The sequence below is a fragment of the Anaeromassilibacillus sp. SJQ-5 genome (genome assembly GCF_054108045.1).
This window is the reverse complement of record NZ_JBPJWQ010000001.1, coordinates 1,547,058-1,570,282: the sequence shown is the minus strand read 5'-3', so window position 1 is coordinate 1,570,282 and position 23,225 is coordinate 1,547,058. Positions and strand designations below refer to the sequence as shown.

14 protein-coding genes are annotated in these 23,225 nt (G+C 64.1%); all 14 read left to right on the top strand.

Annotated features, from left to right (window positions below):
- Nucleotides 1-50 precede the first annotated feature (50 nt).
- The gene (locus ACSAMM_RS06805) at nucleotides 51-2,297 is read left to right on the top strand and encodes a hypothetical protein (protein ID WP_457790642.1); all 2,247 of its coding nucleotides are present in this window, start codon (nucleotides 51-53) and stop codon (nucleotides 2,295-2,297) included.
- Between the two features lie 24 nt (nucleotides 2,298-2,321).
- A complete protein-coding gene (locus tag ACSAMM_RS06800; protein WP_457790641.1) occupies nucleotides 2,322-5,201 on the top strand; it encodes an extracellular solute-binding protein in 2,880 nt (959 codons plus the stop codon).
- Nucleotides 5,202-5,227: 26 nt separating this feature from the next.
- Nucleotides 5,228-6,166: a carbohydrate ABC transporter permease gene (locus ACSAMM_RS06795; protein WP_457790640.1), complete on the top strand. Its 939-nt coding sequence runs from the start codon at nucleotides 5,228-5,230 to the stop codon at nucleotides 6,164-6,166.
- A 25-nt stretch (nucleotides 6,167-6,191) separates the two neighbouring features.
- Nucleotides 6,192-7,070: a carbohydrate ABC transporter permease gene (locus ACSAMM_RS06790; protein WP_457790639.1), complete on the top strand. Its 879-nt coding sequence runs from the start codon at nucleotides 6,192-6,194 to the stop codon at nucleotides 7,068-7,070.
- 48 nt (nucleotides 7,071-7,118) lie between these two features.
- A complete protein-coding gene (locus tag ACSAMM_RS06785) occupies nucleotides 7,119-9,233 on the top strand; it encodes a YIP1 family protein (RefSeq protein ID WP_457790638.1) in 2,115 nt (704 codons plus the stop codon).
- A 22-nt stretch (nucleotides 9,234-9,255) separates the two neighbouring features.
- Entirely contained in the window at nucleotides 9,256-11,490 is a 2,235-nt protein-coding gene (locus ACSAMM_RS06780; protein ID WP_457790637.1) for a DUF5696 domain-containing protein, read from the top strand.
- Between the two features lie 16 nt (nucleotides 11,491-11,506).
- Nucleotides 11,507-12,388 carry a carbohydrate ABC transporter permease gene (locus ACSAMM_RS06775; protein ID WP_457790636.1) on the top strand — a complete coding sequence of 294 codons (882 nt, stop codon included), beginning with the start codon at nucleotides 11,507-11,509 and terminating at the stop codon, nucleotides 12,386-12,388.
- 18 nt (nucleotides 12,389-12,406) lie between these two features.
- Nucleotides 12,407-13,399, top strand: a complete 993-nt coding sequence (locus ACSAMM_RS06770) for a carbohydrate ABC transporter permease (RefSeq protein ID WP_457790635.1) — start codon at nucleotides 12,407-12,409, stop codon at nucleotides 13,397-13,399.
- A gap of 48 nt (nucleotides 13,400-13,447) precedes the next feature.
- On the top strand, nucleotides 13,448-15,937 hold the full coding sequence (locus ACSAMM_RS06765) for a hypothetical protein (RefSeq protein ID WP_457790634.1): 2,490 nt from the start codon (nucleotides 13,448-13,450) through the stop codon (nucleotides 15,935-15,937).
- 15 nt (nucleotides 15,938-15,952) lie between these two features.
- The gene (locus ACSAMM_RS06760) at nucleotides 15,953-17,749 is read left to right on the top strand and encodes an ABC transporter substrate-binding protein (protein ID WP_457790633.1); all 1,797 of its coding nucleotides are present in this window, start codon (nucleotides 15,953-15,955) and stop codon (nucleotides 17,747-17,749) included.
- A gap of 229 nt (nucleotides 17,750-17,978) precedes the next feature.
- A complete protein-coding gene (locus ACSAMM_RS06755; protein WP_457790632.1) occupies nucleotides 17,979-19,406 on the top strand; it encodes a M81 family metallopeptidase in 1,428 nt (475 codons plus the stop codon).
- 71 nt (nucleotides 19,407-19,477) lie between these two features.
- Complete coding sequence (locus tag ACSAMM_RS06750) at nucleotides 19,478-20,491, top strand: LacI family DNA-binding transcriptional regulator (RefSeq protein ID WP_457790631.1); 1,014 nt, start codon at nucleotides 19,478-19,480, stop codon at nucleotides 20,489-20,491.
- 146 nt (nucleotides 20,492-20,637) lie between these two features.
- Nucleotides 20,638-21,903, top strand: a complete 1,266-nt coding sequence (locus tag ACSAMM_RS06745; RefSeq protein WP_457790630.1) for a hypothetical protein — start codon at nucleotides 20,638-20,640, stop codon at nucleotides 21,901-21,903.
- A gap of 6 nt (nucleotides 21,904-21,909) precedes the next feature.
- Nucleotides 21,910-23,199, top strand: a complete 1,290-nt coding sequence (locus ACSAMM_RS06740; RefSeq protein ID WP_457790629.1) for a GDSL-type esterase/lipase family protein — start codon at nucleotides 21,910-21,912, stop codon at nucleotides 23,197-23,199.
- Nucleotides 23,200-23,225 lie beyond the last annotated feature (26 nt).

Below are 23,225 nucleotides of genomic sequence, written 5' to 3'. Positions count from 1 at the left end.
AAACGATACCATGGCGCCGGATATGCGGCGTGATGCTGGGAGGCGCTTGTATGATGAGTGTATGCGGCTGCGAGGGCGGCAAAACGCCGGCGGTGAGCCGGCCGGCCACCTATATCGAACCCGATTTTGTCCGGCAGGATCCCGCCGTCATCGAGGCGAAGCTGGTGACGGTGAACGGTGTGCCCCGGATGGTCATCGACGGCAGGCAGACCGAGCCGATTATGATGTCGGCCATGTACGGCTACGACAATCCGGAGGCCACCCTGCATGAAATCAAGCTGGCCGGGGAGAACGGCACGGATATTGTGCGCACCGTGGTGAACTTCGATGTCAGCGCGCCGGAAAGCAGCATTCCCGCCGCGGTGGACGGCATGATGAAGCAGGTGCTCGAGCAGAACCCGGACGCCCTCATTGTCATGGGCTTCGGCGTGACGGCAGCGGCCTACCGGCTGCCCGGCGGGGACGCGGCGTTCGATCATTTCCGGGATCAGACCGGCAAGCAGGAAATGTTCTGCTCCCTGGCTTCGGAGGCCTGGATCGACCAGGCCTGCCGCGCGTCGAAGGCGCTGGTGGAATACGTCCTCAGCGTGCCGGATTACGCCGGGCGGGTCATCGGCTATCAGCCCTGCGCCGGGTCGGCGGGGGAATGGTTCGGCCCCCTGTTCTGGGAGGGCTCCATCGACCATTCCCCGGCCAATACCGCCGGCTTCCGCGCCTCTTTAAAGGCCAAGTACGGCACCGACGCAGCCCTGCGGGACGCCTGGGGGGACGGGAACGTGTCGCTGGACACGGCGGAAATTCCGGACGGCATTCCCGGCTCCGGGCTGAGCGAAACGCGCAACCCTCTGAACTATACCTTAATCCTCACCCCGGAGAATCAGGTGTATACGGATTACGAGGATTACTACAGTGGGATGCTGGCCAGCCGGATCGCCGCCCTGTGCGGCGCGATTAAGGAGGCCAGTGGCCGCCGCAGCCTGACCATGACCTATTTTGGGTATCACAGCGAGGTGCGCGCCCCCTTCTCCGGCAGTTTCGGGCTGTACCGCCTGCTGGAGAGCCCGGACGTGGACATCCTGGCCGGTCCGGTATCCTACGCCGACCGCAACGAGGGCGGCATCGGGGCCTTCATGTCCCCGGTCAGCAGCATCCACGCGGCGGGAAAGATGTGGATCGACGAGGGCGACTACCGCACCCCCTTCCAGACCTCGCCCGGTTTCGCGCCGGGGGGCACCCAGACCGGGGTGGGGGACAGCATGCCTTTTATCCAGACGGCGGAGCAGGCCTACGAGGTGCTCAAGCGGCAGATCGGCAAGGGCATGGTCTACGGCAGCGGCACCTGGTGGCTGGATCTGGTCTACCGGGGCTGGTTCGACGACGAGACCTTCTGGAAGGTGAACGCCGAGGCGCAGAGGGCCTACGCCGCCTACGCGGCCTATCAGTCGGGCGCGGGGCCCGAGGTGGCCGTGGTCTATGACGAGCAGGCCATGAACATGCTGGGGCAGCCCTGGCAAATCAGCGAGGATCTGCTGGTCAAGACCAAGGATTTCCTCTACCGCTCCGGGTATTCCTTCGGCTACTACAGCTCGAAGGACGTGGCCGAGGGCCGGGCGGACGACGCGAAAATCTATTACATGCTGACCCCCTGGCGGCTGGACGCTCAGACGGCGGCCGCCCTCAAGGAGAAGCTCCATGGCTCGAAGAAGACAGTGGTCTGGCTGTACGGCTACGGCCTGACGGGGCAGGAGGAATTTGCATCCCTGACCGGGTTCCGCCTGTCGGAAAACCGGACGGCGGGGCTGTGCGACATCCAGTTTATCGCCGATCCGCCCAAGGGGCTGGAGACGCTGAAGGGGCAGTTCTTCACCAACCGGGACACCAAGCCCTGGTACGCCGTGGAGGCGGGCGGGAAAACCGCCCTGGCCCTCTACGACGGCTCCGACAAGGTGGCGGCGGCTATAAACAAGGACAACGGGTATACCTCCATTTTCTACGGCAATACCGGCCTGAACGAGAAGCTGTACAAAACGTTCAACGAACTGGCCGGCGCGCACTGCCTGCTGGACAGCGGGGATGCGATTTACGCCGACGACGCCCTGGCGGTGGTGCATACCGGCGCGGCCGGGACGCGGACGCTCCGTCTGCCCCGGAAATGCGACGTATACGACTATTTCGGGAAGACCTGGACGGAGAATGTCCGGGAGCTGACCTTCGAGGCGGGACGAAACCAGACGTTCTATTTCTTTTACGGTGATCGGAAGGCATTCGAGGCCTGCGGCATAGGCGCCGCGGATTGATTGGCAGCGGGGGCGGTGAACGGATTGACGAGATACAGACGGCTGGCGGCGGGGCTTCTGAGCGCTCTCATGCTGGCGGCGGGGCTGCCGGCGGCGTCCCCGGCGGCGGAGCAAACCCCGGACGCCGGGGCGGCGAAACCGTCCGAGGCGGCCGGGAGCCCGGGAGAAGACGGTACCGATTACGAGGCCTATCTGGCCGGGCTGGAGGGCCGGGATTCGCCGGTGACGTCGCTGACGCTGGAGCCGGCGCCCGGCACGGCGGCGGGGACGTTCCAGGGCCGGGACGCCTGCGTGCCGCTGAGCGCACAGGGAGAGGCGGCCGTCTTCACGGCACGGGTGGAACGCGCCGGGCTCTACCGGCTGGCCCTAACCTATTACACCGAGCCGGACATGACTCGGCCGCTGGAAATCGCGCTGCTCCTGGACGGGAAAACGCCCTTTGACGAGGCGACGTCCATCCCCCTGCCCAAAACCTACGGCAACGAAAACGACCGGATCGAAACGGACCGGAACGGCAACGAGCTGTGCCCCATTCAGACGGCGCGGGGCGGCTGGCAGGAAACCGAGGTGTACGGCGGCGATTTCCGTGCCGAACCCTACCGCTTCTATCTGGAGGCGGGGACGCACACCTTCACCCTGCGGGCGCTGGACGGCTCCATGACCCTGGCACCGCCGGCCCTGCGCAACCCGGCGGCCCCCGCGCCCTATCAAAAGCCGGCGGACGTGCCGGCCCAGGAGGCGCTGGTCATCGATCTCCAGGGGGAGCTGGCCGACCGAAAATCCGATTCCACCCTCTATCCCACCGCCGACCGCTCCAGCCCGCTGACCGAGCGGAACGACGCGTCCCGTATGGTGCTGAACACCATCGGCGGCGACAGTACCTGGGGGAAAAACCGCCAGTGGCTGGAATGGGATTTCCACGCGGAGAAAGCCGGATATTACCGGCTGGTCATGCGGGTGCGGCAGAACGTGGCCCTTGGGGTGAACAGCTACCGCCGGTTCTGGCTGGACGGGGAGGTTCCCTGCGCGGAGCTGAACGCCTTCGCGTTCTCCTACGACTCCGGCTGGCAGCTGGTGACCGCCGGCGGGGAGGATCCCTTCCTGTTCTATCTGGAGGAGGGGCCGCACACCCTGCGCCTCGAGGTGGTGCCCGGCGAGTCGGCTTACACCGTCGGGGTGCTGGAAAGCGAGCTGCAAAAGCTCAACGACCTGTACCGCGACATCGTCATGATCACCGGCGCGACCCCTGACCTGTCTCGGGATTACTATCTGGATGAACAGATGCCTGGTCTGCTGTCCTCTCTGCGGGCCATCGGCAAGAGCCTGAACGACGAGTTCGACCGGGTGTCGGCGCTGAACGCCAGCCTGGGATCGGAGCTGTCCTTTCTGAAGACCCTGGCGGCCCAGCTGACGAGCTTTGCCGGGCAACCGGACACCATTCCCGAGCGGCTGGGCAACTTCAAGACCAACATCAGCACCCTGTCCACCCTGATGACCAGCCTCAAGAGCCTGCCGCTGGAGGTGGATTACCTGCGGTTCCAGACCCCGGAGCAGCCCCTGCCCCGGCGGGACGGCAATTTCTTCGAGTGCGCCGGCTTCGAAATGCGGAAATTTTTCGCCTCCTTCACCGGCGACTATGACACCATCGGCGCGTCGGAGGAGCTGGAGGAACAGATCGAGGTATGGACCACCTCTGGCCGGGATCAGGCGCAGATTATCAAGAATCTCATCAACAACCGCTTCACCCCGGCGGAAAAAGTCAGCGTCAAGCTCAGCCTGCTGCCGGGAGGCTCCATCGTCGAGCCGATTATGGCGGGCAAGGGGCCCGACGTGATTCTGGGCGCGGGACGCAACCTGCCGGTCAACCTGGCGGCCAGGGGGGCGCTGGCCCCCCTGGACGGGCTGGAGGGCTTCGACGAGGTGAAGGGGCGGTTTCACGAGACGGCCATGGTGCCCTATACATTTGAAAACCGGGTGTACGGCGTGCCCGACACCCAGGAATTCAACATGATGTTCGTGCGCACCGACATTTTCGCCATGCTGGGGCTGGAGCCGCCGGCCACCTGGGACGAGATGCGGGCCATCCTGCCCGTCATCGTGCAGAACAACCTGGACGTGGGGCTGCCCAACGGGATTCAGGCCAGCATCACCGCCGGCATGACCGGATCCCTGCCCACCATTCTGCCGGCCCTGCTGCTGCAGAACGGGATGAGCTATTACCGGAACGATTTGTCCGCCACCGTTTTTTCCACCCGGGAGGGGGTGGAGGTGTTCGACGCCTTCGCCAGCCTGTACACCGACTATTCCTGCCTGGTGTATTTTGACGCCCTCAACCGGTTCCGCACCGGCGAGATGCCGCTGCTCATCGGGCCCTTCTCCACCTACAACAGCCTGTATATCCAGGCGCCGGAAATCAAGGGCCAGTGGGTCATGCTGCCCATCCCGGGTACTCCGCGGGAGGAAGACGGCCGCACCGTCGTGGACATCAGCGAGGAGGGTACCGGCACCGCCGCCATCCTGCTCAGGGATTCGGATAAGCGGAACAGCGCCTGGCGGTTCATCCGCTGGTGGTCGAGCGACGAGATCCAGAGCGCCTTCGCGGCCAACCTGGAAACCCTGCTGGGCCCGGCGGCCCGCTATTCCACGGCCAACCGGAACGCCTTCGCGTCCCTGGCCTGGTCGCGTCAGGAACGGGAGCGGCTGGAAAGACAGCGGGACAGCGTCAAGGAAATGCCGGAAATCCCGGCCAGCTATATCCTCTCCCGCAACCTGGCCAACGCCTTCCTGGACGTGGTCAAGGACGGCCGGAACGCCCGGGAAACCATCGGTACATACGCCGTCATCATGGACAACGAGCTCGAGCGCAAGCAGAAGGAACTGGACGCGCGCAAGGCCCGTTCGTAAAGACGAGCTGAAAAGGAGCGTTGGGTATGGAAAAAACAGCGGGCCGGCGGACTTTCCGGGCGCCGGCCACACCGCGCGGCAAGCTGCGCGAGATCCGCCGGGCGGGCGTGTCCTATCTGATGCTGGCGCCCTTCCTGGTGTTTTACGCGCTGACGGTGCTGATACCCATCGCTCTGGTGGTGGTGCTCAGCTTTACCGATTACAACATGTTTCAGGCCCCCGGGTTCACCGGACTAAGCAATTATCTCAACCTGTTCGTTTCGGACACGGTGTTCCTCAAGGCGCTGACCAACACCGTGTACTTCGCCCTGATCACAGGGCCGGTCAGCTTTTTCCTCTGCTTCATCATCGCCTGGATCATCAACGATTTTCCGCCCAAGGTGCGCGCGGTGGTGACGCTGGTGTTCTACGCCCCCTCCATTTCGGGCACCGCCTACACCATCTGGCAGTTCATCTTCAGCCCCGACTCCTATGGCATCGCCAACGGCCTGCTGATGCGCCTGAACCTCATCCGCGAGCCGCTGGTCTGGTTCCAGGATCCGGGCATGAGTTTGAACCTGCTGATCCTGGTGCAGCTGTGGCTGAGCCTGGGGGTAGGGTTCCTGGCCTTCATCGCCGGGCTGCAGAATGTGGACGCCGAGCTGTACGAGGCGGGGGCCATCGACGGCATCCGCAGCCGGTGGCAGGAGCTGTGGTACATCACCCTGCCCTGCATGAAGCCCATGCTGCTCTTCGGCGGCATCAACCAGATCACCACCGCCTTCGCCGTCAGCGACATCAGCATGGTGCTCGCGGGCTTTCCCAGCATCCAGTACGCCTCCCACACCCTGTCCCTGCACGCCTACGACTACGGCATGGTGCGGTATGAGATGGGGTATGCCGCGGCCATTTCGGTGGTGCTGTTCGTGCTCATCCTCTTTACCTACAAGCTGTTTACCTTGATCCTCAGCAAGACCGGACAATGATAAGCGAAAGGGTGGGAAGCCGGCCATGACAAACGCACGCGCGGCGAGCGGCAGCCGCAAAGCCAAATCCCTGGTCCGTTCCCCGGCGGGAAACGTGTTCCTGTTCGCGGTGCTGGCCGTCATGGGGGCGTTTATGGCCCTGCCGCTGGTCTACGCGGTGGTCAGCGCCTTCAAGCCGCTGGAGGAATTCTTCGTGTTTCCGCCCCGGTTTTACGTGGTGAACCCCACCGGCGACAATTTCACCCAGCTGTTCACCCTGACCTCCAATTTGTGGGTGCCCTTCTCCCGCTACGTGTTCAATTCCCTGTTTGTCAGCCTGGTAGCCACCGGGGGAAACCTGCTGTTCTCCTCCAGCGCCGCTTATGTGCTGGCCAAGCACAAGTTCCCGGGGAAAGCCGCCCTATGGAGCGTCATCATCGTGTCCCTGATGTTCACGGCGAAGATTATGAACATCCCCCAGTATCTGGTGTTCGCCCAGCTCCATCTCATCGACACCTACTGGGTCATCATCCTGCCGGCCTTCGGCATGACCATCGGCGTGTTCCTCATGAAGCAGTTCATGGAGGGGATCCATGACGCCATCCTGGAAAGCGCCCGCATCGACGGGGCGGGGGAGATGCGCATCTGCTGGCGCATCGTGATGCCCTCGGTCAAGCCGGCGTGGATCACCCTGATCATCTTCGTGTTCCAGGGGGTGTGGAGCAACACCGGCGGCAACATGATTTACACCGAGGCGGGCAAGGTGCTGCCCACCGTATTGACCCAGATTTCCGCCACCGGCATGGTGCGCGCTGGCGTCGGCGCGGCCGCCGCCTTGATTTTGCTGATTCCGCCCATTGTGGTGTTTGTCATAGCGCAGAGCAACGTTATCGAAACCATGGCCACTTCCGGCGTGAAGGAGTAGGCTGATTTCGGGGGCGCGACGCCCCCGCGCAGAAGGGATGGAGAGCCCATGTTCAAAAAGCCCGCCGCCGCCCTGGCGGCCGTCCTGCTCCTTGTCACCGGGCCCGCCGCCGCGCTGGAGGAAGCCAAAATCACCGCCGGCGCGGAACGCCCCTACAATTACACCGTCTGGGGCGAGTCGGCCGCCGCGCCCTACGCGTATCTGCCCGCCGGGCTGGTTACCGGCGCCGACGCCGGAACCACGGCCTTTGATAAGCCGGCGGATCTGTATGTGCGGGACGGCGAGGTATACGTCCTGGACGGGAAAAACGGCCGGGTGGCGGTGCTGGACGCCTCCCTGAAGCTGACGAGAGAGATCCGTCCGGCCTATGAAAAGGGGCTGGCCGACGCGGCCGGGCTGTTCGTGGACAAGGACAAACGCCTGTACATCGCCCTGCCCGAGCAGCAGGCCGTGCTTATCACCGACGACAAGGGCGCGGTGATAAGGAGCGTGGGCAAGCCGGTGTCCCCGCTGGTGCCCAAGGATATGACCTATAAACCGAAAAAAGCGGCGGTGGGCACCGACGGCAACCTGTATGTGGCGGCCGAGGGCGTGTATTACGGCATGACGGTGTTCAGCCCGGAGGGGGAGTTCCTCCGCTTTTACGGGAGCAACCAGGTGAACGCTTCACTGAAAACCTTCCTGCTCAGCCTGCTGGACGTGTTCCTGACGGCGGAACAGAAGAGCAAGACCGAGCGCAGCCTTCCCGCCGAATATGCCGCCATCGACGCGGACGAGGAGGGCTTCCTCTACTCGGTGACCACCCTGAACGCCGCGGCGGACGGGCAGGTGAAAAAGCACAGCCCCGACGGCGGCAACATCCTGCCCCGGAAAAGCGAGGGTGGCTTCTTCACCGCGTCGGTGAAAACCGGGGTGGGCAACTACGGCGATTTGGAAACCTCCCTGGCGGCCGGCACCGTGGTGACCAGCGTGCTGAGCGATATTGCCGTGGACGAGGAGGGCTTTCTCTTTGTGTTGGATACCCAGCGCGACAAGGTGTTCACCTATGACCAGGACAACACCCTCATCGGCGTCATGGGCGCGCAGGGCACCGCTTTCGGCGCGCTGAAGGAGCCGGTGGCGCTGGACACCCTGGGGGATGACTGCCTGGTGCTGGACGCCTATTCCGGCGGGCTGCTGGTGTTCCGGCCCACCGATTACGGCGGCGGTCTGCGCCGCGCCGTCACTCTCTACGCCGATCAGCAGTACGAGCAGGCGGAAGCCCTTTGGGAGGAGATACGCGAGCAGAACAACAACCTGGAAATTGTGTACGACGGCATCGGCAAATCCGCCCTGGGACGGGGGGATTACGAAAAGGCCATGGCCTGCTTTTCCATCGCCCAGGATAAGCATGGCTACAACCAGGCGTTTTCCGCCCGCCGCAACCAGATAATCCAGAAGGTGTTCCCCTTCCTGTTCGTCGGGCTGCTGGCGGTGCTGATTCTCGTGTGGGTGGCCGTCACTCGGAAGGTCAAGCGGAGCGCGGCGGCGGAGGAAATCCGCGTGCCCCGCGGCAAACTGACGCCCGCCTATACCCTGTTCAAGCCCTTTGCCGGCTATGAGTTGATCAAGAGTGAGCACAAGGGCAGCCTGCTGTACGCCACCCTGCTGCTGGCGGCGGTGTTCGTGCTGCGGCTGGTGTCCATCCGCTATACCGGCTTTCTGTTCAACGACCGCCGGCTGGAAACGGTGAACCTGGCCTTTGAGTTTCTGCAGGTGGCGCTGCTGTTCCTGGTGTGGATCGTCAGCAGCTGGGCGGTGGCCTCCTTCATCGAGGGGGAAGGCTTTTTCCGGGAGATTTACATCGCCTGCGCCTATGCCCTGACGCCCTACGCCTGCTCGCTGCTGCTGGCGGTGCTGCTCAGCAACGTGCTGTCTTTGGAGGAAAGCGTCCTGCTGACGGCGGTGCAGAGCATCGGAATTTACTGGAGCGCGCTGCTGATGTTCGTGGGGCTGATGAAGGTACACCGCTACTCCTTCCGCAAAACCGTCCTGTCCCTGCTGCTGTCGGCGGTGGCGATCCTATTCCTGCTGTTTATCGGGGTGCTGGCCTACAGTCTGGTGGGACAGCTGGCGTCCTTCTTACAGGATATTGTCCGCGAGATCGGGTTCCGGATCCAGTGATTATGAACGGAGGGTGCGTGCCGTGAAGATAACCAAACTCAGCGCCGTCCTGCTGGCCGGCTGCCTGCTCTGCGCCTCCTGCGGGAAGGCGGAGGAACCCGAGGCGGCCCCGCACACCCCCCTCGCGTATACGGGCGGGGAGGCGGCCTTCGAGCCGGCGGCGGAAAACGGGGAGCTTAAGCTGTACGTCCGGCGGGACACCGGCGCGTTCTATGTGGAAAACGCCGCCCGGCAGGCCCGCTGGTACAGCAATCCGCCGGACGCGGAAAACGACCCAGTCGCCAACAGCCTGTATAAAATCAACATGCGTTCCCAGCTGCACCTGACCTTTCTGAACGACAAGCTGGTGACCGACGACGTGAACAACTACACCGGATCGGTGCAGCAAAAGACCTTTGCTTGTGAGAGTATCCCGAACGGGGTGCGCTTCACCTTCGATTTTCCCGACGAGGGCTTCACGATACCGGTGGAATACGTCCTGGGGGACGGCCGGCTGACCGCCCGCGTGGCGGTGGGGGAGATCGAGGAGTACGGGGACAACCGGCTGGTGTCCGTCGAGCTGCTGCCCTATTTCGGCGCCGCCGCCTCCGCGAGCAGCGGGTTCGTGCTGCTGCCGGACGGCTGCGGGGGGCTCATCGACGTGGGCTCCCCCGGCGAGGACGTGCTGCGGGCCGGCAGCTATTCCGGGCAGGTGTACGGCCGGGATCCGGTGTATTCCCTGCCCAGCCGGGCGCTGGCCCGCTCGCCGGAGCTGACGCTCCCGCTGTTCGCCATCCGGGAGAACAGCCAGGCGTTTCTGGCCATTATCCGCAAGGGCGCGGCCCTTGCGTCCGTTTCCGCCTCGCCCAACCTGGTGGACACTTCCTACGCCAGCGCCTCGTCCGCCGTCACCCTGCGCGGGGTGGACAACGCCGTGCTGCGGGAAATGACCGGTTCGGCCCGCTCGGTGGTGACCTATAATCCCTATATGGCAGCGCTGGATGCCTATGAGGTGGACTATTTCCTGCTGACCGGGGAGGACGCACAGCTGGAGACGATGGCGGAGCTGACCGGCCGGGAGCTGCTGGGCGAGAAGGCCGGCGGCGCGCCGGACAGCCGCCTGTTCCTGGAGCTGCAGATGACCGCCCGGGAGCTGTCCAGCATCCTGGCCGTGCCGATGGAAACCGTCCGGCCCCTGATGACCGCCGGGCGGGTGGAGACCCTGCTCGGGGAACTGGGGGAGGCGGGGCTGTCGGGCCTGTCCGTCCAGCTGGACGGCTGGCAGAAGGGCAGCGACTACCAGAAGGTGCCGGTGTTCGGCAAGGCGGACGGGGCCGTCGGCGGGCGGCGGGCGTTCGCCGAGCTGCTGGCGGCCGGGGAGCGGACCGGCGCCGCGATTTACCCGGCGGCGGACTTCATCAACCTGTACAAGGCGGGCAACGGCGCGGGGAAAAGCGCCGACGCCGTGCGCAATATTTCCGGCGGGGTGTATGAGCAGAGCCCGTATTTGCGCAGCACCTATACGAAAAATCCCGCTATCCCGACCTGGAATCTGCTGGGCGCCGCGGCGTTCGAGCGGCTGTTCACCGCTTTCGCCGGGCAGGCGGCTGGCCAAGCGGTCGGCATTGCCGACCGCTCCAGCGGGGCCATCCTGCCCTCGGACGGCCGGCGCTCCCAGTTCACCGGCGCCCGGCCCACCGACCGCCAGACGGCGCTGGAGCGGTACGAGAGCGCTTACCGGGCGGCGGGGGACAAGGGACTGCGCCTCTTGTTCAACGACCCCAAAGGGTACGTGTTCCCCTACGCGGCGGGGCTGACCGGCCTCGAAAATTCCACCAGCGGGTATGCCGGCTTCTCCCGGGAGGTGCCCTTCGTGCAGATGGTGCTCCACGGCCGGGTGAGCTACGCCGGCGGGGCCTGGAACCTGAGCGGCGATTTTCGCCGCACCCTGCTCAAGGCGGCGGAATATGGGGAAGCGCCCTATTTCCGCCTGACGGAATTCGCGGACGGCGACACCCGCCTGGCCGCCCGGTTCAGCGACGTGTTCAGCAGCAATCTGGCCTACTGGCAGCCGAAGCTCGTCGAGGCGTACCGGGAGCTGGAGCCGCTGCTCGCCCGGGTGGAGGGCGCGCGGATGACCGGCCACGGGGCGCTGGCCCCCGGCCTGTACCGCACGGTCTACGACAACGGCGTGCGGGTCTATGTCAATTACGGGGATGTGCCGGCGCAGGCGGACGGCCTGGAGATTCCGGCCCGCTCCTTCCGCTTGGCCGGCTGACGGGGAGGAAACAACCATGTCTTATGAAAAGAAAAAGTCCCTGATCGGCTACGGGTTCATCAGCCCGTGGATCCTCGGCGTGGCGCTGTTTTTCGCCTATCCCTTCGTGCTGACCGTCTACTACTGCTTCAACACGCTGACCTTGGAAAACGGCGGCTTTCAGACCAGCTTCGACGGGCTGCGCCATTTCCGCACCATGTTCACCGGGGATCCAGAATTCCTCACGGCCCTGGGAGGCGCGCTGGTCAACCTGTTGTACACCGTGCCCCTCATCGTGCTGTTCAGCCTGCTCATCGGCGTGCTGCTCAACCAGAAAATTTTCGGGCGCACCCTGTACCGCGCCATCTTTTTCCTGCCGGTTATCGTCACGTCGGGGGTGGTGCTGTCCATCCTGTCCAGCGACCTCAACTCCTCCCTCATGCTCGGGGAGCAGGCCAGCCGGAGCAACAGCGCCCTGATGAACATCACGGTGCTGGACGATCTGCTGGGCGGGCTCGGGCTGCGGCAGGGTTTGGCGGACGGCATCTCCAAATTCGTGTCCCAGACCATCAACGTGGCCTGGTACGCGGGGGTGCAGATTCTCCTGGTGCTCGCGGGGCTGCAGAGCGTGTCGCCCAGCCTGTACGAGGCGGCGCGCATCGAGGGCGCCACCAAATGGGACGAATTCTGGAAAATCACCTTCCCGATGCTGATGCCCATCCTGTTCGTCAACATCCTGTATTCCATCATCGATTCCTTCACCCGGGAGGACAATCCCGTCATGAAGGTTATCAACGGCAACATCGACAGCTATTCTTACGCGAGCGCCATGTCCGTGGTGTACAGCGTGATCATCCTGCTGCTCATCGGCGCGGTGTTCCTGCTCATCGGCCGGCGGATCCTGTATACCGAGAAATAGGGAAGGAGGAACGCGTCCATGACCTTCAGTAAACGGGGCGGCCTGACCCCCCGCCAGGTGCGCGCGGCGCAGAAGCTGTCGCGGCATACCGCCGGCTTTTTCGGCAAGCTGCTCTATCATGTGTTCATGTTAGCCGTCAGCTTCATTATGCTGTATCCGGTGCTGTATATGCTCAGCATGACCTTCCGCCCGGCGGCGGACATGAACAACCCCAATGTGGTCTGGATTCCCACCGCCTTCACCCTGTCGAACCTGAGGCAGATCTGGGAGTACATGGACTATCCCCGGCTGCTGCTCAACACCGTTACCCTGTGCGTGCTCACCTCCCTCATTCAGGTGGCGGTCTGCGGCATCGTGGGGTACGGCTTCGCCCGGTTCCAGTTCAAGGGCAAGGGCGTTTTCATGGCGGTACTGCTGCTGACCGTCGTTCTGCCGCCCCAGGCGGTGGCCATCCCCAACTTTTTGATGTACAGCGATTTCAACCCTTTCGGCCTCATCAGCCTGGCCAACGTCTTTCTGGAGCCCAACATCAAGATGTCGCTGCTGGATAATCCCCTGGTGTTTTATCTGCCCGCCGCCCTGGGCATGGGTTTGCGCAGCGGCCTGTTCATCCTCATCTTCCGCCAGTTTTTCCGCAACCTGCCCCGGGACCTGGAGGACGCCTCCTCCGTGGACGGCTGCGGCCCCGTGCGCACCTTCGGGCGGATCATGCTGCCCAACTGCGTGCCGGTGATTGTGGTGGTGCTGCTGTTTTCCATGGTGTGGTATTGGAACGACAGCTATTACGTCTCCATGTATTTCGACAATTTCCAGACGGTGTCCTCCAAGCTCTCCCAGCTTTCGGTGGACATCTACCGTCTGGTGGCCGGGGTGGACGCCACCAACCCGTTTACCATGGCCGTGTGGATTCAGGCGGGCGCGGCCCTGTCCATGCTGCCCATGCTGCTGCTGTATATCATCTGTCAGCGGTTTTTCGTCGAGAGCATCGAACGTTCCGGCATGGTCGGCTGAACCGGCCGGGACGGACACGATATAGCGCGAAAGAAAAGGGGGATACTCATGAACAAACACGCCCACGCAAGCATCCGGCTGCTGGCGGCCGCGGCGGCCTGCCTGCTGCTGGCCGCTTGCGCCCGGCCTCCGGCCGGCCCCATTGCCTCGTCGGGGGACAACACCTTCACCTTCGGCGGAGAGGAAGCCTCCGCCCCTCTCTCGACCACGACGGGGGACGCCGTGTCGTCGGAGGAAAGCAGCGGACAGACTGCCGAGCCCGGCAAGGAGCCGGACAAGACCAAGCGGCCCACCACGGCCTCCACCAAGGGGACGACCGGCACCTCCTCCGCCCCCATTCCTCCCAAGAACGGCATGACGGAGGCCAAGATCCAGCAGGTGAACGGCATTCCCCGCCTGGTGATCGACGGCAAGCAGGTGCAGCCTGTGCTGGCCGCCCTCAACGGCACCGCCTCGGAGGGGGAGAACTTCGCCGCGGTGCTCCGCCAGATCCAGAAGGCCCGGGACGGCGGCGTCAACCTGCTCGAGCTGACCATCGACGTGTCCGGCGTCCGGTACCCCGACATGTATGTGGATAAGCTGTACAACCTGATGAAAAAGGTGTACGACGCCAACCCCGCCGTCAAGGTCATCCTGCGCTTCACCATCTGGCTGACCCCCACCTATATGGGCGTGCCGGAAACCGAGGTGGGCGAGCTCAACGGCGGTTCCAAGCCTTACACCTCCTGCTCCTTCGCCTCCGAAAAGGCGGTGGAGGGGGCGAAGAAAATGACCCGCAACCTCTGCCAGGTGGTCTTGCAGGACGATTTTCTCAACAAGATGGTCGTCGGCTACCAGCCCTGCGCCGGGGACGCGGGCGAATGGTTCGGCCCGGAGTACTGGAGCGGCGGCATGGACACCTCCGTGCACAACCGGGACGCCTTCCGCGCCTATCTGAAGAAGGTCTACGGCACCGACGCCAATCTGCGCAAGGCCTGGGGCGACGCCTCCGTCACCCTGGCGAACGCCCCCCTGCCCGATCACCACAAGCTGCCGAGCGTCATCGGCACCGGCGGCTATACGGCCACCAAGCAGTACCTGATGACCGACCCCGCCAACCGGATTTACGTGGACTATCTCGACTACACCAACCAGCAGCGGGCCGATATTCTCAACGCCCTGGGCCGGGTCATCAAGGAGGCCACCGGCGGCAAGAGCCTGGTCAGCGTGTTCAACGCCTATCACACCGAGGTGTACAGCGCGGCCTCCGGCTCCTTCGGGGCGCGGCATCTCATCGACAGCCCGTACATCGACTGCATCGCCGGCCCCGTTTCCTATGAGGATCGCAACGAGGGCGGCATGGGCGCGTATTACACCTTCGTCAACTCCCTGGCCCTCAACGGCAAGCTGTGGATCGACGAGGGCGACTACCGCACCACCTTCAAGACCGCGCCGGGCAGCAACCCCACCGGCGGCGGGCAGGACGGGGTGGGGGACAGCATGCCCTTCATCAAGAGCACCGAAAACGTCTACGAGGTGCTCAAGCGGCAGTTCGGCAAGCAGATGGTATTCTCCACCGGCACCTGGTATTTTGACCTGGTGGAGCGGGGCTGGTTCGACGACGCGCCGTTCTGGAAGCTGAACGGGCAGCTGGCGGGCCTGGCCGACAAGTACCAGAGCCTGAAAAAGGGCAGCCGCCCCGAGGTGGCCATCGTCATGGACGAGAGCGCCATGTCCCTGTCTGGGGACGGCCGGCTCGGCCAGGACTTGCTGGCGGCCAGCCGGAAGGTGATTTACCGCTCCGGCCTTTCCTTCGGGCTGTACATGATGGAGGATCTGGTGGCCGGGAAGATACCCGACGCCAAGCTGTACGTGCTGCTCAACCCCTGGCGTATCGACAGCGCGGAGGCCAAAAAGCTGGAGGGAGTCCTGCATAAGAAGGGCAAGACCACCCTGTGGCTCTACGGCGCGGGGGACACCTCCCTGGCGGATTTCCGTTCCCTGACGGGGCTGAACGTCCAGGAAAAGAAGGGGCAGAGCTTCGACAACACCATCAAGACGGCGGCCAACGCCGGCAGCCTGCTGCCCGGCCTGCCCGGGAACGCGGCCCTGTCCGGCATCGGCGCAAACCCGCTGTATACGGTGAACGAGGCGGCCGGCGTGCAGGTGCTGGGCCGGTACCAGAACGTTTCCGGCTCCCCGGCCGGGTACGCCATGACGGAAAAGGACGGCTGGACCTCGATTTTCTACGGCAGCAGCAGCCTGACGCTGGAGGTGCTCAAATCCGCGGCCCGCAAGGCGGGGGCCACCGTCTTCTCCGACGTGTCTTCCACCTCTGGCGATGTGCTGTACGCCGACCAGGGGCTGGCAGTGCTCCACACGGCCACCGCCGGCAACAAGACCATCCGTTTCCCCGCCGGCACCACCGATGTGTATGAGTATTTCACGGGCAAATGGACCAGCGGCGGCACCGTCACCCTGTCCTGCAAGCAGTACCAGACCCTGTATTTCTTCTACGGGAAAAAGGCGGACATCCAGGCCGCCGGCATCGGCAAGTAAAAGGAGGCTTCGACCATGAAAAAAACCATCGCGCTGCTGGCGCTGGCTGGGCTGCTGGCCGCTCCGCTGACCCTGCTCGGCGGCTGTAACACCATCCAGACCGAGGGCGGGGATCTCAAGGACATCAAGGGCCGCCCGCTGACCATCGCCTCCTTCGTCGACCTGTCCCTGGATAAGCCGGGGCAGAACGGCAACGTCAACCTGTTCTACGAAGCCAAGCAGAAATACGAGAAGGAGAACAACGCCGCCATCACCTTCAAGCTGTACAACGAGCAGATTTTCCAGAACAAGCTCATTCAGATGGTCGGCTCGGGCAACGCGCCGGATCTGGTGTACTGCGGCACGCTGCACATGCCACGTTTCGCGGCCATGCAGCTGCTCCAGCCCATCGACGAGTTCATGGATCCCGCCGCGGTGAACTATCCCGACACCGCCGCGTCCATCATGTGGGGCGGCAAGCACTACGCCGCCCGGGTGGAGCAGATCCAGCCCTACGTCATCTGGTACAACAAGAAGATTTTCCAGAAGAACGGCATCACCGAGCCCTACACCCTCTGGAAGGAGGGAAAATGGAACTGGGAGAAGTTCCGCGAGGTGGGCATGGCCCTGACCCAGGACACCGACAAGAACGGCGAAACCGACCTGTGGGGCTTCGACACCTCCGGCATTTACACCCCCATGTGGGCCAACGCCGGCAAGTGGTTCAAGGTGGACGACAATAAAAACGTCACCATCACCTGGAAGGAGCCCGCCTTCTACAACGGTCTGAAATTTATGCAGACCGCCGTGCAGACCGACAAGTGGTGGTGCCCCGATCCCATCGCGGGCTATAACCAGTTCGCCACCGGCAACTTCGCCATGATCGGAGAGCCCTTCGAGTTCATTCAGAAATACGCCAAGAACATGGACACCAGCCTCATCGCCTGCGCCCCCTGGCCGCAGGGTCCCAATTTCCAGGAGAACGGCGGCAAATACTACACCGCCTGCAACATTATCGGCATCGCCAACGGCGCGAAGAACCCCTACGGCGCGGCGGCCTACTGCAGCCTCATCACCGAGCTGGAGAAGGGCCTCGACCGCATCCCCTTGGGCAACGCCGAGGCGGAGAAGTACCTCTCCGAGCAGGACTGGGAGGTGCTGGATCATGTGCGGAACAACGCCCTCATCGACTCGCTGGGCTGGGGCGAATGGGACGGCAGCAAGTGGTTTTATCCCATCGTCACCGAGAACCAGGACATCTCCACGGTGCTGGATTCCCTGGAAAGCGTGCTGAAAAATGAGATCAACAAAACCATGTCCTACAAGCTGCCCGAGATCGAGGACTTCAAAGAGCCGGAGCCGCTGACCTTTGAAAACGGCGACATGGGGTACATGACCACCGACGGCTGCGCCGGATCCGCGTCCATTACCACCGCCTCCGGGGAGACCTTGGCGGGCAAATCCTCCCTCAAGCTCAAGCTGGGCGGCACCGAGAAGGCGGCCCTGCGCACCGACCCGGGCAAGCTGAAAATCCCCGGCTACCATTCCTACAAGGTGAGCTTCGATTACAAGTTCCTGAAGGTGGACGAGGCGTGCAAGGAGTACGGGCTGGATCTCTTCGTGACCATGCGGCCCTTGGCCAGCGTGGATTCCGACGCCTACCAGACCGGCTACATCGCGCTGTCGGGCGTCGACGGGGACACCGGCACGGCCACCGGTGAAATCAACCTCAACACCGGGGAGGCCGACATCTGCCTGACCTTCGTCAACGGCATCACCGGCGGCGGCGAAATCGCCATCGATAACCTGCAAATCACCGAAATCCCCACTTGACGGCGAAAAGAGGGATGCGAGAGATGAAAGGGTTCACACGGCGTTTCCTGGCCCTCGATCTCAGTCTGTTCCTGCCGGCGGGCGCCGGCCAAGACCACCGCGACGCTCCCGGTTTCCGCCGCCGAGATCTCCTCGGTCCCGCTTACGACGCGGGCCGTCCCGGTCTCCGTCCTACAGGCGGGGGAACCTGGTGGTTCGTCTTCCGAAAGAGAAAAGGAGAGGATGCCCCATGAACATTGCGGTCGGGTCGCTGCAGCAGGAGGCCAACTCCTTCTGCCCCCTGCTGGCCGACGAGACGGCCTTCGATTACGCGGCGGGGGAGGCCATGCTGCAAAACATCGCCGTGACCGACTTGTTCCGGCAGGCGGGCGCCGTGCTGTGGCCCACCATTTACGCCAACGCCGTCCCCTGCGGCACCTTGAAGAGGGAAGCCTTTCTCCGCCTGGCCGGCGACCTGGTGGAGCGGCTGCCCGACGCGGCGCGACTGGACGGGGTCTGGCTCTACCTCCACGGCGCCATGAACGTGGAGGGGCTGGGCAGCGGCGAGCTGGCCCTGCTGAAAATGGTGCGGGAAAAGGTGGGCTGGGAGGTGCCGGTGGCGGTGGCCCTGGATTTCCACGCCAACCTGCCGCCGGAGCTGATGGATACCGTCAACGTGGTCTGCGGGTACAAAACCGCGCCCCACGCCGACATGCGCGAGACCCAAATCAAGGCGGGGGAATGCCTGCTGCGCTGTATTCGAGAGGGGCTTCGGCCTCGGCCGGTCATCGAGAAAATCCCCATGATGCTCTCGGGCGACACGGTCATCACCGCCGAGGAGCCCATGCGCGGGGTGATGGAGCGGGCGGCCGCCCTGGCCGGCCGGCCCGATATTCTGGACATTTCGGTTTTCAGCGGCCAGAGCTGGGTGGACGCGCCCCAGGCGGGCGCCTGCGTGGTGGTCAGCCCCGCCGGCCCCGTTCCCGACGCGAAGGAGCTGGCCCGGGATGTGGCCCGCCGGTTCTGGGACGCACGGCGGGATTTCCGCTTTCAGGTGCCGGCCCTGGAGCCGGCCGAGGCCGTCGCTCTGGCGGCGGCCAGCCCGGAGAGTCCGGTGTTCGTCTCGGATTCCGGGGACAACACCACGGCGGGGGCCGCCGGGGACAGCACCGAGCTGCTGCGGCACCTGCTGGAGCAGCCGGCGCCCTGCCTGGCGGCGGGGATCACCGACCGGCCATTTGTGGAGGCCTTCTGGGACTGTCCGGCCGGGACGGCGCTGACCGCGTCCCTGGGCGGGACGCTGGATCCCGCGAACCCCCGCCTGACGTTGGAGGCCGTCCTGGTGCGCAGCGGGCGGATCCTTGGCTGGGACGGGTTCGATGCCGGGCGGGCGGTGGTGGTGCGGGCGGGGCAAACCGACGTGCTGGTGACCGAGAACCGCTGCTCGATTATTTCCCCGGAAATCCTCCTCTCCATGGGACTGGATTTCCGCGATTACAAAATCGTGGCGGTGAAGCTGGGCTATCTGTATCCCAAGCTGGCCGCCGCGGCGCCGAAGGCCGTGCTGGCTTTTACCTCCGGCTCCAGCTGCGTGGCGATAGAAAAATTAAAATTTCGGGAAATTTCGCGTCCCATGTTCCCAATTGATGCCAATACAGTGTATACTATAGGGGAATAACGGCTTCCGGGGCGTTCGGCTCTGCGGGAGCGGATAGGATGTCCGGCTGGGGCCGGGCAGGAGGTGCGACTATGGCGGTGAGTATTAAGGACGTGGCGCGGATGACGGGGTTGTCCCCCTCTACGGTTTCCCGCGTGATCAATAAGAAGGGCAATATCAGCGGCGCGACCACCGAACGGGTGATGGAAGCGGTGCAGGAACTTGGCTATGTCCCCAACAACGTCGCCAGAAGCCTGAAAAGCCGCAAAACCCGTACGGTCGGCGTGATCATCCCGGATATCAGCGAGACATTTTTCTCCCACATCATCAAGGGCGTGGACGCGGTGCTGGGGGAGCATGGGTATTCCATTGTGCTGTGCGACACCAACGAGAACCCGGACAAAGAGGAAAAGCTGATAAACGTCCTGCACGAGTCCCAGGTGGATGGGGTGGTCATCGCCACGGTGCAGGAAGGCGCGCGGTTGGAAAAAATCCGCAGCCTGCAGCATCTGCCGGTCGTGTTCATCGACAATATCCCCAGCATGTCGGCCAATTTCGACTCGGTGGCCCTGGACAACGTGCGGGCCAGCACCCTGGCGGTCGATTATCTGCTGGATAACGGGCATGAGCGTATCGCCGCCATCATGGGCAAGCAGAGCGAGTATACCGGTTTCGAGCGGTATGTGGGCTTCATGCGCGCCCTTCAGAACCGGGGCGTCGCGCCCGATCCGGATCTCATCCGCTTCGGGGATTTCAAGGAGGCGTCGGGCTATCAGGAGATGATGGCCCTGCTCGAGAGCGGCCGCGCCTTCTCGGCGGTATATATCGCCAGCAGCAAGATGACCTACGGCGCCATCGCCGCTCTGCGGGAAAAGGCCGTGCGCTTCCCCGAGGATCTCTCGGTGGTCGGCTTCGACGTGCACGACGAATATCACCTGATGTCCCCTCAGATCACCACCATCCTGCAGCCGGAAAGGGAGATCGGCGTCGCCGCCGCCCAGCTGCTGCTCAAACGGATGGACACGGAGGGACAGCAGGTCAGCTTCCGTCAGCGGATCGTGCTCGATCCTCTGATCAGCGTCAAGGAATCCTGTCGGAAATTGTAGGGCGGTTCCCTCCCATACGGGAGGGGGTTCCCGAACAAATGCAAACGTTATCATAACTAACTGTACAAAGAACCGGTTGGAAAACTGTCGTTTTAATGCTGCCCTTCGGGGCGCTTTAAAAGAATATTATAAGGAGGTCTGCAAACATGAAAAAGCGGAGTTTGTTGCTGGCGGCGGCGGTGCTGACCGCGGCGCTGGCCCTGCCGGCCGCGGCGGAGGAAGCCACGGTCGTGCCCAACGCGGATATCGTTCATGCCTACCTGACCACCACCGAGCAGGGAATCGCGGTTGCCTACGACGCGGAGAAGGGGGCCACCTTCAGCAAAAGCGCGCCCCTGACCAGCTATGAGCGGATTGGCACCTCCTGGACGGCCGCCAATTATCAGGTGGACGGCCTGCGCCTGGAATTCACCGACGTCACCATGAAGAACGAGGGGGAGGCCATTCCCCGCATCTCGGTAGAGCTGACCCCCAACACCGACGGCGCCACCTTTATCGGCACCGCCAACAACAAGGGGCTTCTGTTCATTCCGGCCAAGGGCTTTTTCGGGGACACCGATCTGATTCTCAACCTGGGCAATCTGAAAAGCTACCCGGATGATTACGTCAAGGGCCTCAACGTGCTGGAAGCCTTCTACGTCCGGGAGGGCGAGGCGCCCTTCGCCCACCTGACGGAGGAAAACGCCTCCTACAGCATCCAGTTCAATAAGGTGGGGGACGACTACATCATCGCGGTGGACGACTGCGCCTATTACCGGGTACCGGCGAGCATCATCGACGAGAGCATCAGCAACGACATCGAGGGCTACGATCCCGCCCCGACCTTTATCTATGAGGATCTGCCGGCGGGCAACGCCGTGATCAACCTGCGCACCTGGTCGGCCGGCAAGTCCTTCCAGTTCACCTGGTCAGCCATCACCACCGGCGCTGCGGCCGCGGCGGATCTGCCGGTCACTCTGACCGAGGCCCAGCTGAAGGCCGCCCTGGCCGCCAAAGGGGACGCCGCGTCCGTCACCTACGGGGACGCGCCCTCCATCGAGCTGCCCGCCGGGGCCACCCTGGCCGATCTCGAGGCGGCGCTGAGCATCAGCGACGATTTCACCTATGTCGTCAAATCCGGCGCGGACGCGGTGACCGGCGCCACGACGCCCCTGACGGCGGAAATGACCCTGCGCCTGTTCACCGGGGACAGCCCCGTGGCCAACGGTGTGTTCGCCATCAAGCTGAAGGAAGAGACCCCGGCCACCACGACCACGACTGCCACGCCCACCACCGCCGCGACTTCGCCCACCAGCGGCACGGCCGACGTGCCGGCAACCGGCGGCGGCTTGCCTTGGCCGGCTCTGCTCCTCCTGCCGGCGGCGGGCCTCGCCCTGGCGCTGGCGGCCGGGCGGAAGCGCGCGGCGCGGTAAGCGGCGATGGCGCGCGGCATACGCCTCGGGGCGGCCCTGCTGGCGGCGCTGCTGCTGACGGCCGGCTGTTCCCGGCCGGCGGCCGGCCCCGCAGGGAGTGACAGTTCCATGGACAACACCTTTGTTCTCGGGAGCACGGCGGCGCAGAGCGCCGCCTCCTCCCCGCAGACGACGGCGGGCACCGCCGCCGTTTCAACCGGCGGCGTCCGAACGGAAGGCACCGCCCCCGCTACGGGCCGGCCGCCTTCCTCCTCCGCCGCGACGGCCCCCGCGCCCTCCTCGTCCGGTTCCACCGAGCTGACGGTCAGCGAGAGCAGTGTGACCTTTTTCGGTCGCCACTACGAGGATCCCCGCTTCGGCGCCTGGTTTTTCAACTGGACGGGGGCCGGTTTTCTCGTACGCTTTTCCGGCACCTCCCTGGCGGCGGATTTCATTTCTAATCACGGCATGGAGACGGCGGCCACCCAGCCCTATATCCGCGTATATGTGGACGACGGGGAGCCGGCGCGCCTGAAAATCACCCAAAACGGGCGGGTGACGCTGGCCGAGGGGCTGTCGGCCGGTGAGCATACCGTCCGGGTGGTGAAGCTCAACGAGACCATGCTCAATTCCCTGGGGGTGCAGAAGCTGATCGTCTCCTCCGGCGGCCGGTTTCTTCCGCCGCCCGCCCTGCCGGCGCGGCGCATCGAGGTAATCGGGGATTCCATCACCTGCGGCTACGGCAACGTGCCCCCCTTCGGGCAGGCGGAGCTGACCTCGGAAATCGAGGACGGCACCCAGACCTACGGCGCCTTTATCGGCGCGCATTTCGGCGCGGACACCCGGATCGCCGGTGTCTCCGGGGCGGCGGTGTACCGCAACTATCTGGGGACGGTGAGCAACTTTTTCACCCGCTACGCCTGGTCCGATTACTACGACGAAATCCCTTACGATTTCACTAGCTGGACGCCGGATTTGGTCATTCTCAATCTCGGTACCAACGATTTCGACAAGGGTTCCACCCGGGAGGAATTCCTGGCCGGCGGGAAGAAATGGCTGGAATTTCTGCGCCAAAAGTATCCCGGCGCGGTCATCCTCTGGACCTACGGCGTGATGAACCGGCAGAGCGATCCGGTTATCCGGGAGGTGGTGGCCGCCCGCAACCAGGCGGGGGACAGCCGGGTGTCCTACCATCCGCTGACCGCCATGAACACGGCGGCGGACGGCATCGGCGGCGGGGGCCATCCCACCGCCGCCACCCACCGCAAGATGGCCGACGAGCTGATCCCGGTCATCCGCACCCTCATGCGCTGGTAAGCAGCGAAGCCGCTCGGATGAAACGT

Excerpts from the sequence above, each read along its gene's own strand:
- ACSAMM_RS06765 (WP_457790634.1), top strand. The coding sequence starts at position 13,448 with ATGAACAAACACGCCCACGCAAGCATCCGGCTGCTGGCGGCCGCGGCG.
- ACSAMM_RS06745 (WP_457790630.1), top strand. The coding sequence starts at position 20,638 with ATGAAAAAGCGGAGTTTGTTGCTGGCGGCGGCGGTGCTGACCGCGGCG.
- ACSAMM_RS06795 (WP_457790640.1), top strand. The coding sequence starts at position 5,228 with ATGGAAAAAACAGCGGGCCGGCGGACTTTCCGGGCGCCGGCCACACCG.
- ACSAMM_RS06775 (WP_457790636.1), top strand. The coding sequence starts at position 11,507 with ATGTCTTATGAAAAGAAAAAGTCCCTGATCGGCTACGGGTTCATCAGC.
- ACSAMM_RS06750 (WP_457790631.1), top strand. The coding sequence starts at position 19,478 with ATGGCGGTGAGTATTAAGGACGTGGCGCGGATGACGGGGTTGTCCCCC.
- ACSAMM_RS06740 (WP_457790629.1), top strand. The coding sequence starts at position 21,910 with ATGGCGCGCGGCATACGCCTCGGGGCGGCCCTGCTGGCGGCGCTGCTG.
- ACSAMM_RS06790 (WP_457790639.1), top strand. The coding sequence starts at position 6,192 with ATGACAAACGCACGCGCGGCGAGCGGCAGCCGCAAAGCCAAATCCCTG.
- ACSAMM_RS06785 (WP_457790638.1), top strand. The coding sequence starts at position 7,119 with ATGTTCAAAAAGCCCGCCGCCGCCCTGGCGGCCGTCCTGCTCCTTGTC.
- ACSAMM_RS06805 (WP_457790642.1), top strand. The coding sequence starts at position 51 with ATGATGAGTGTATGCGGCTGCGAGGGCGGCAAAACGCCGGCGGTGAGC.
- ACSAMM_RS06770 (WP_457790635.1), top strand. The coding sequence starts at position 12,407 with ATGACCTTCAGTAAACGGGGCGGCCTGACCCCCCGCCAGGTGCGCGCG.
- ACSAMM_RS06755 (WP_457790632.1), top strand. The coding sequence starts at position 17,979 with ATGAACATTGCGGTCGGGTCGCTGCAGCAGGAGGCCAACTCCTTCTGC.
- ACSAMM_RS06760 (WP_457790633.1), top strand. The coding sequence starts at position 15,953 with ATGAAAAAAACCATCGCGCTGCTGGCGCTGGCTGGGCTGCTGGCCGCT.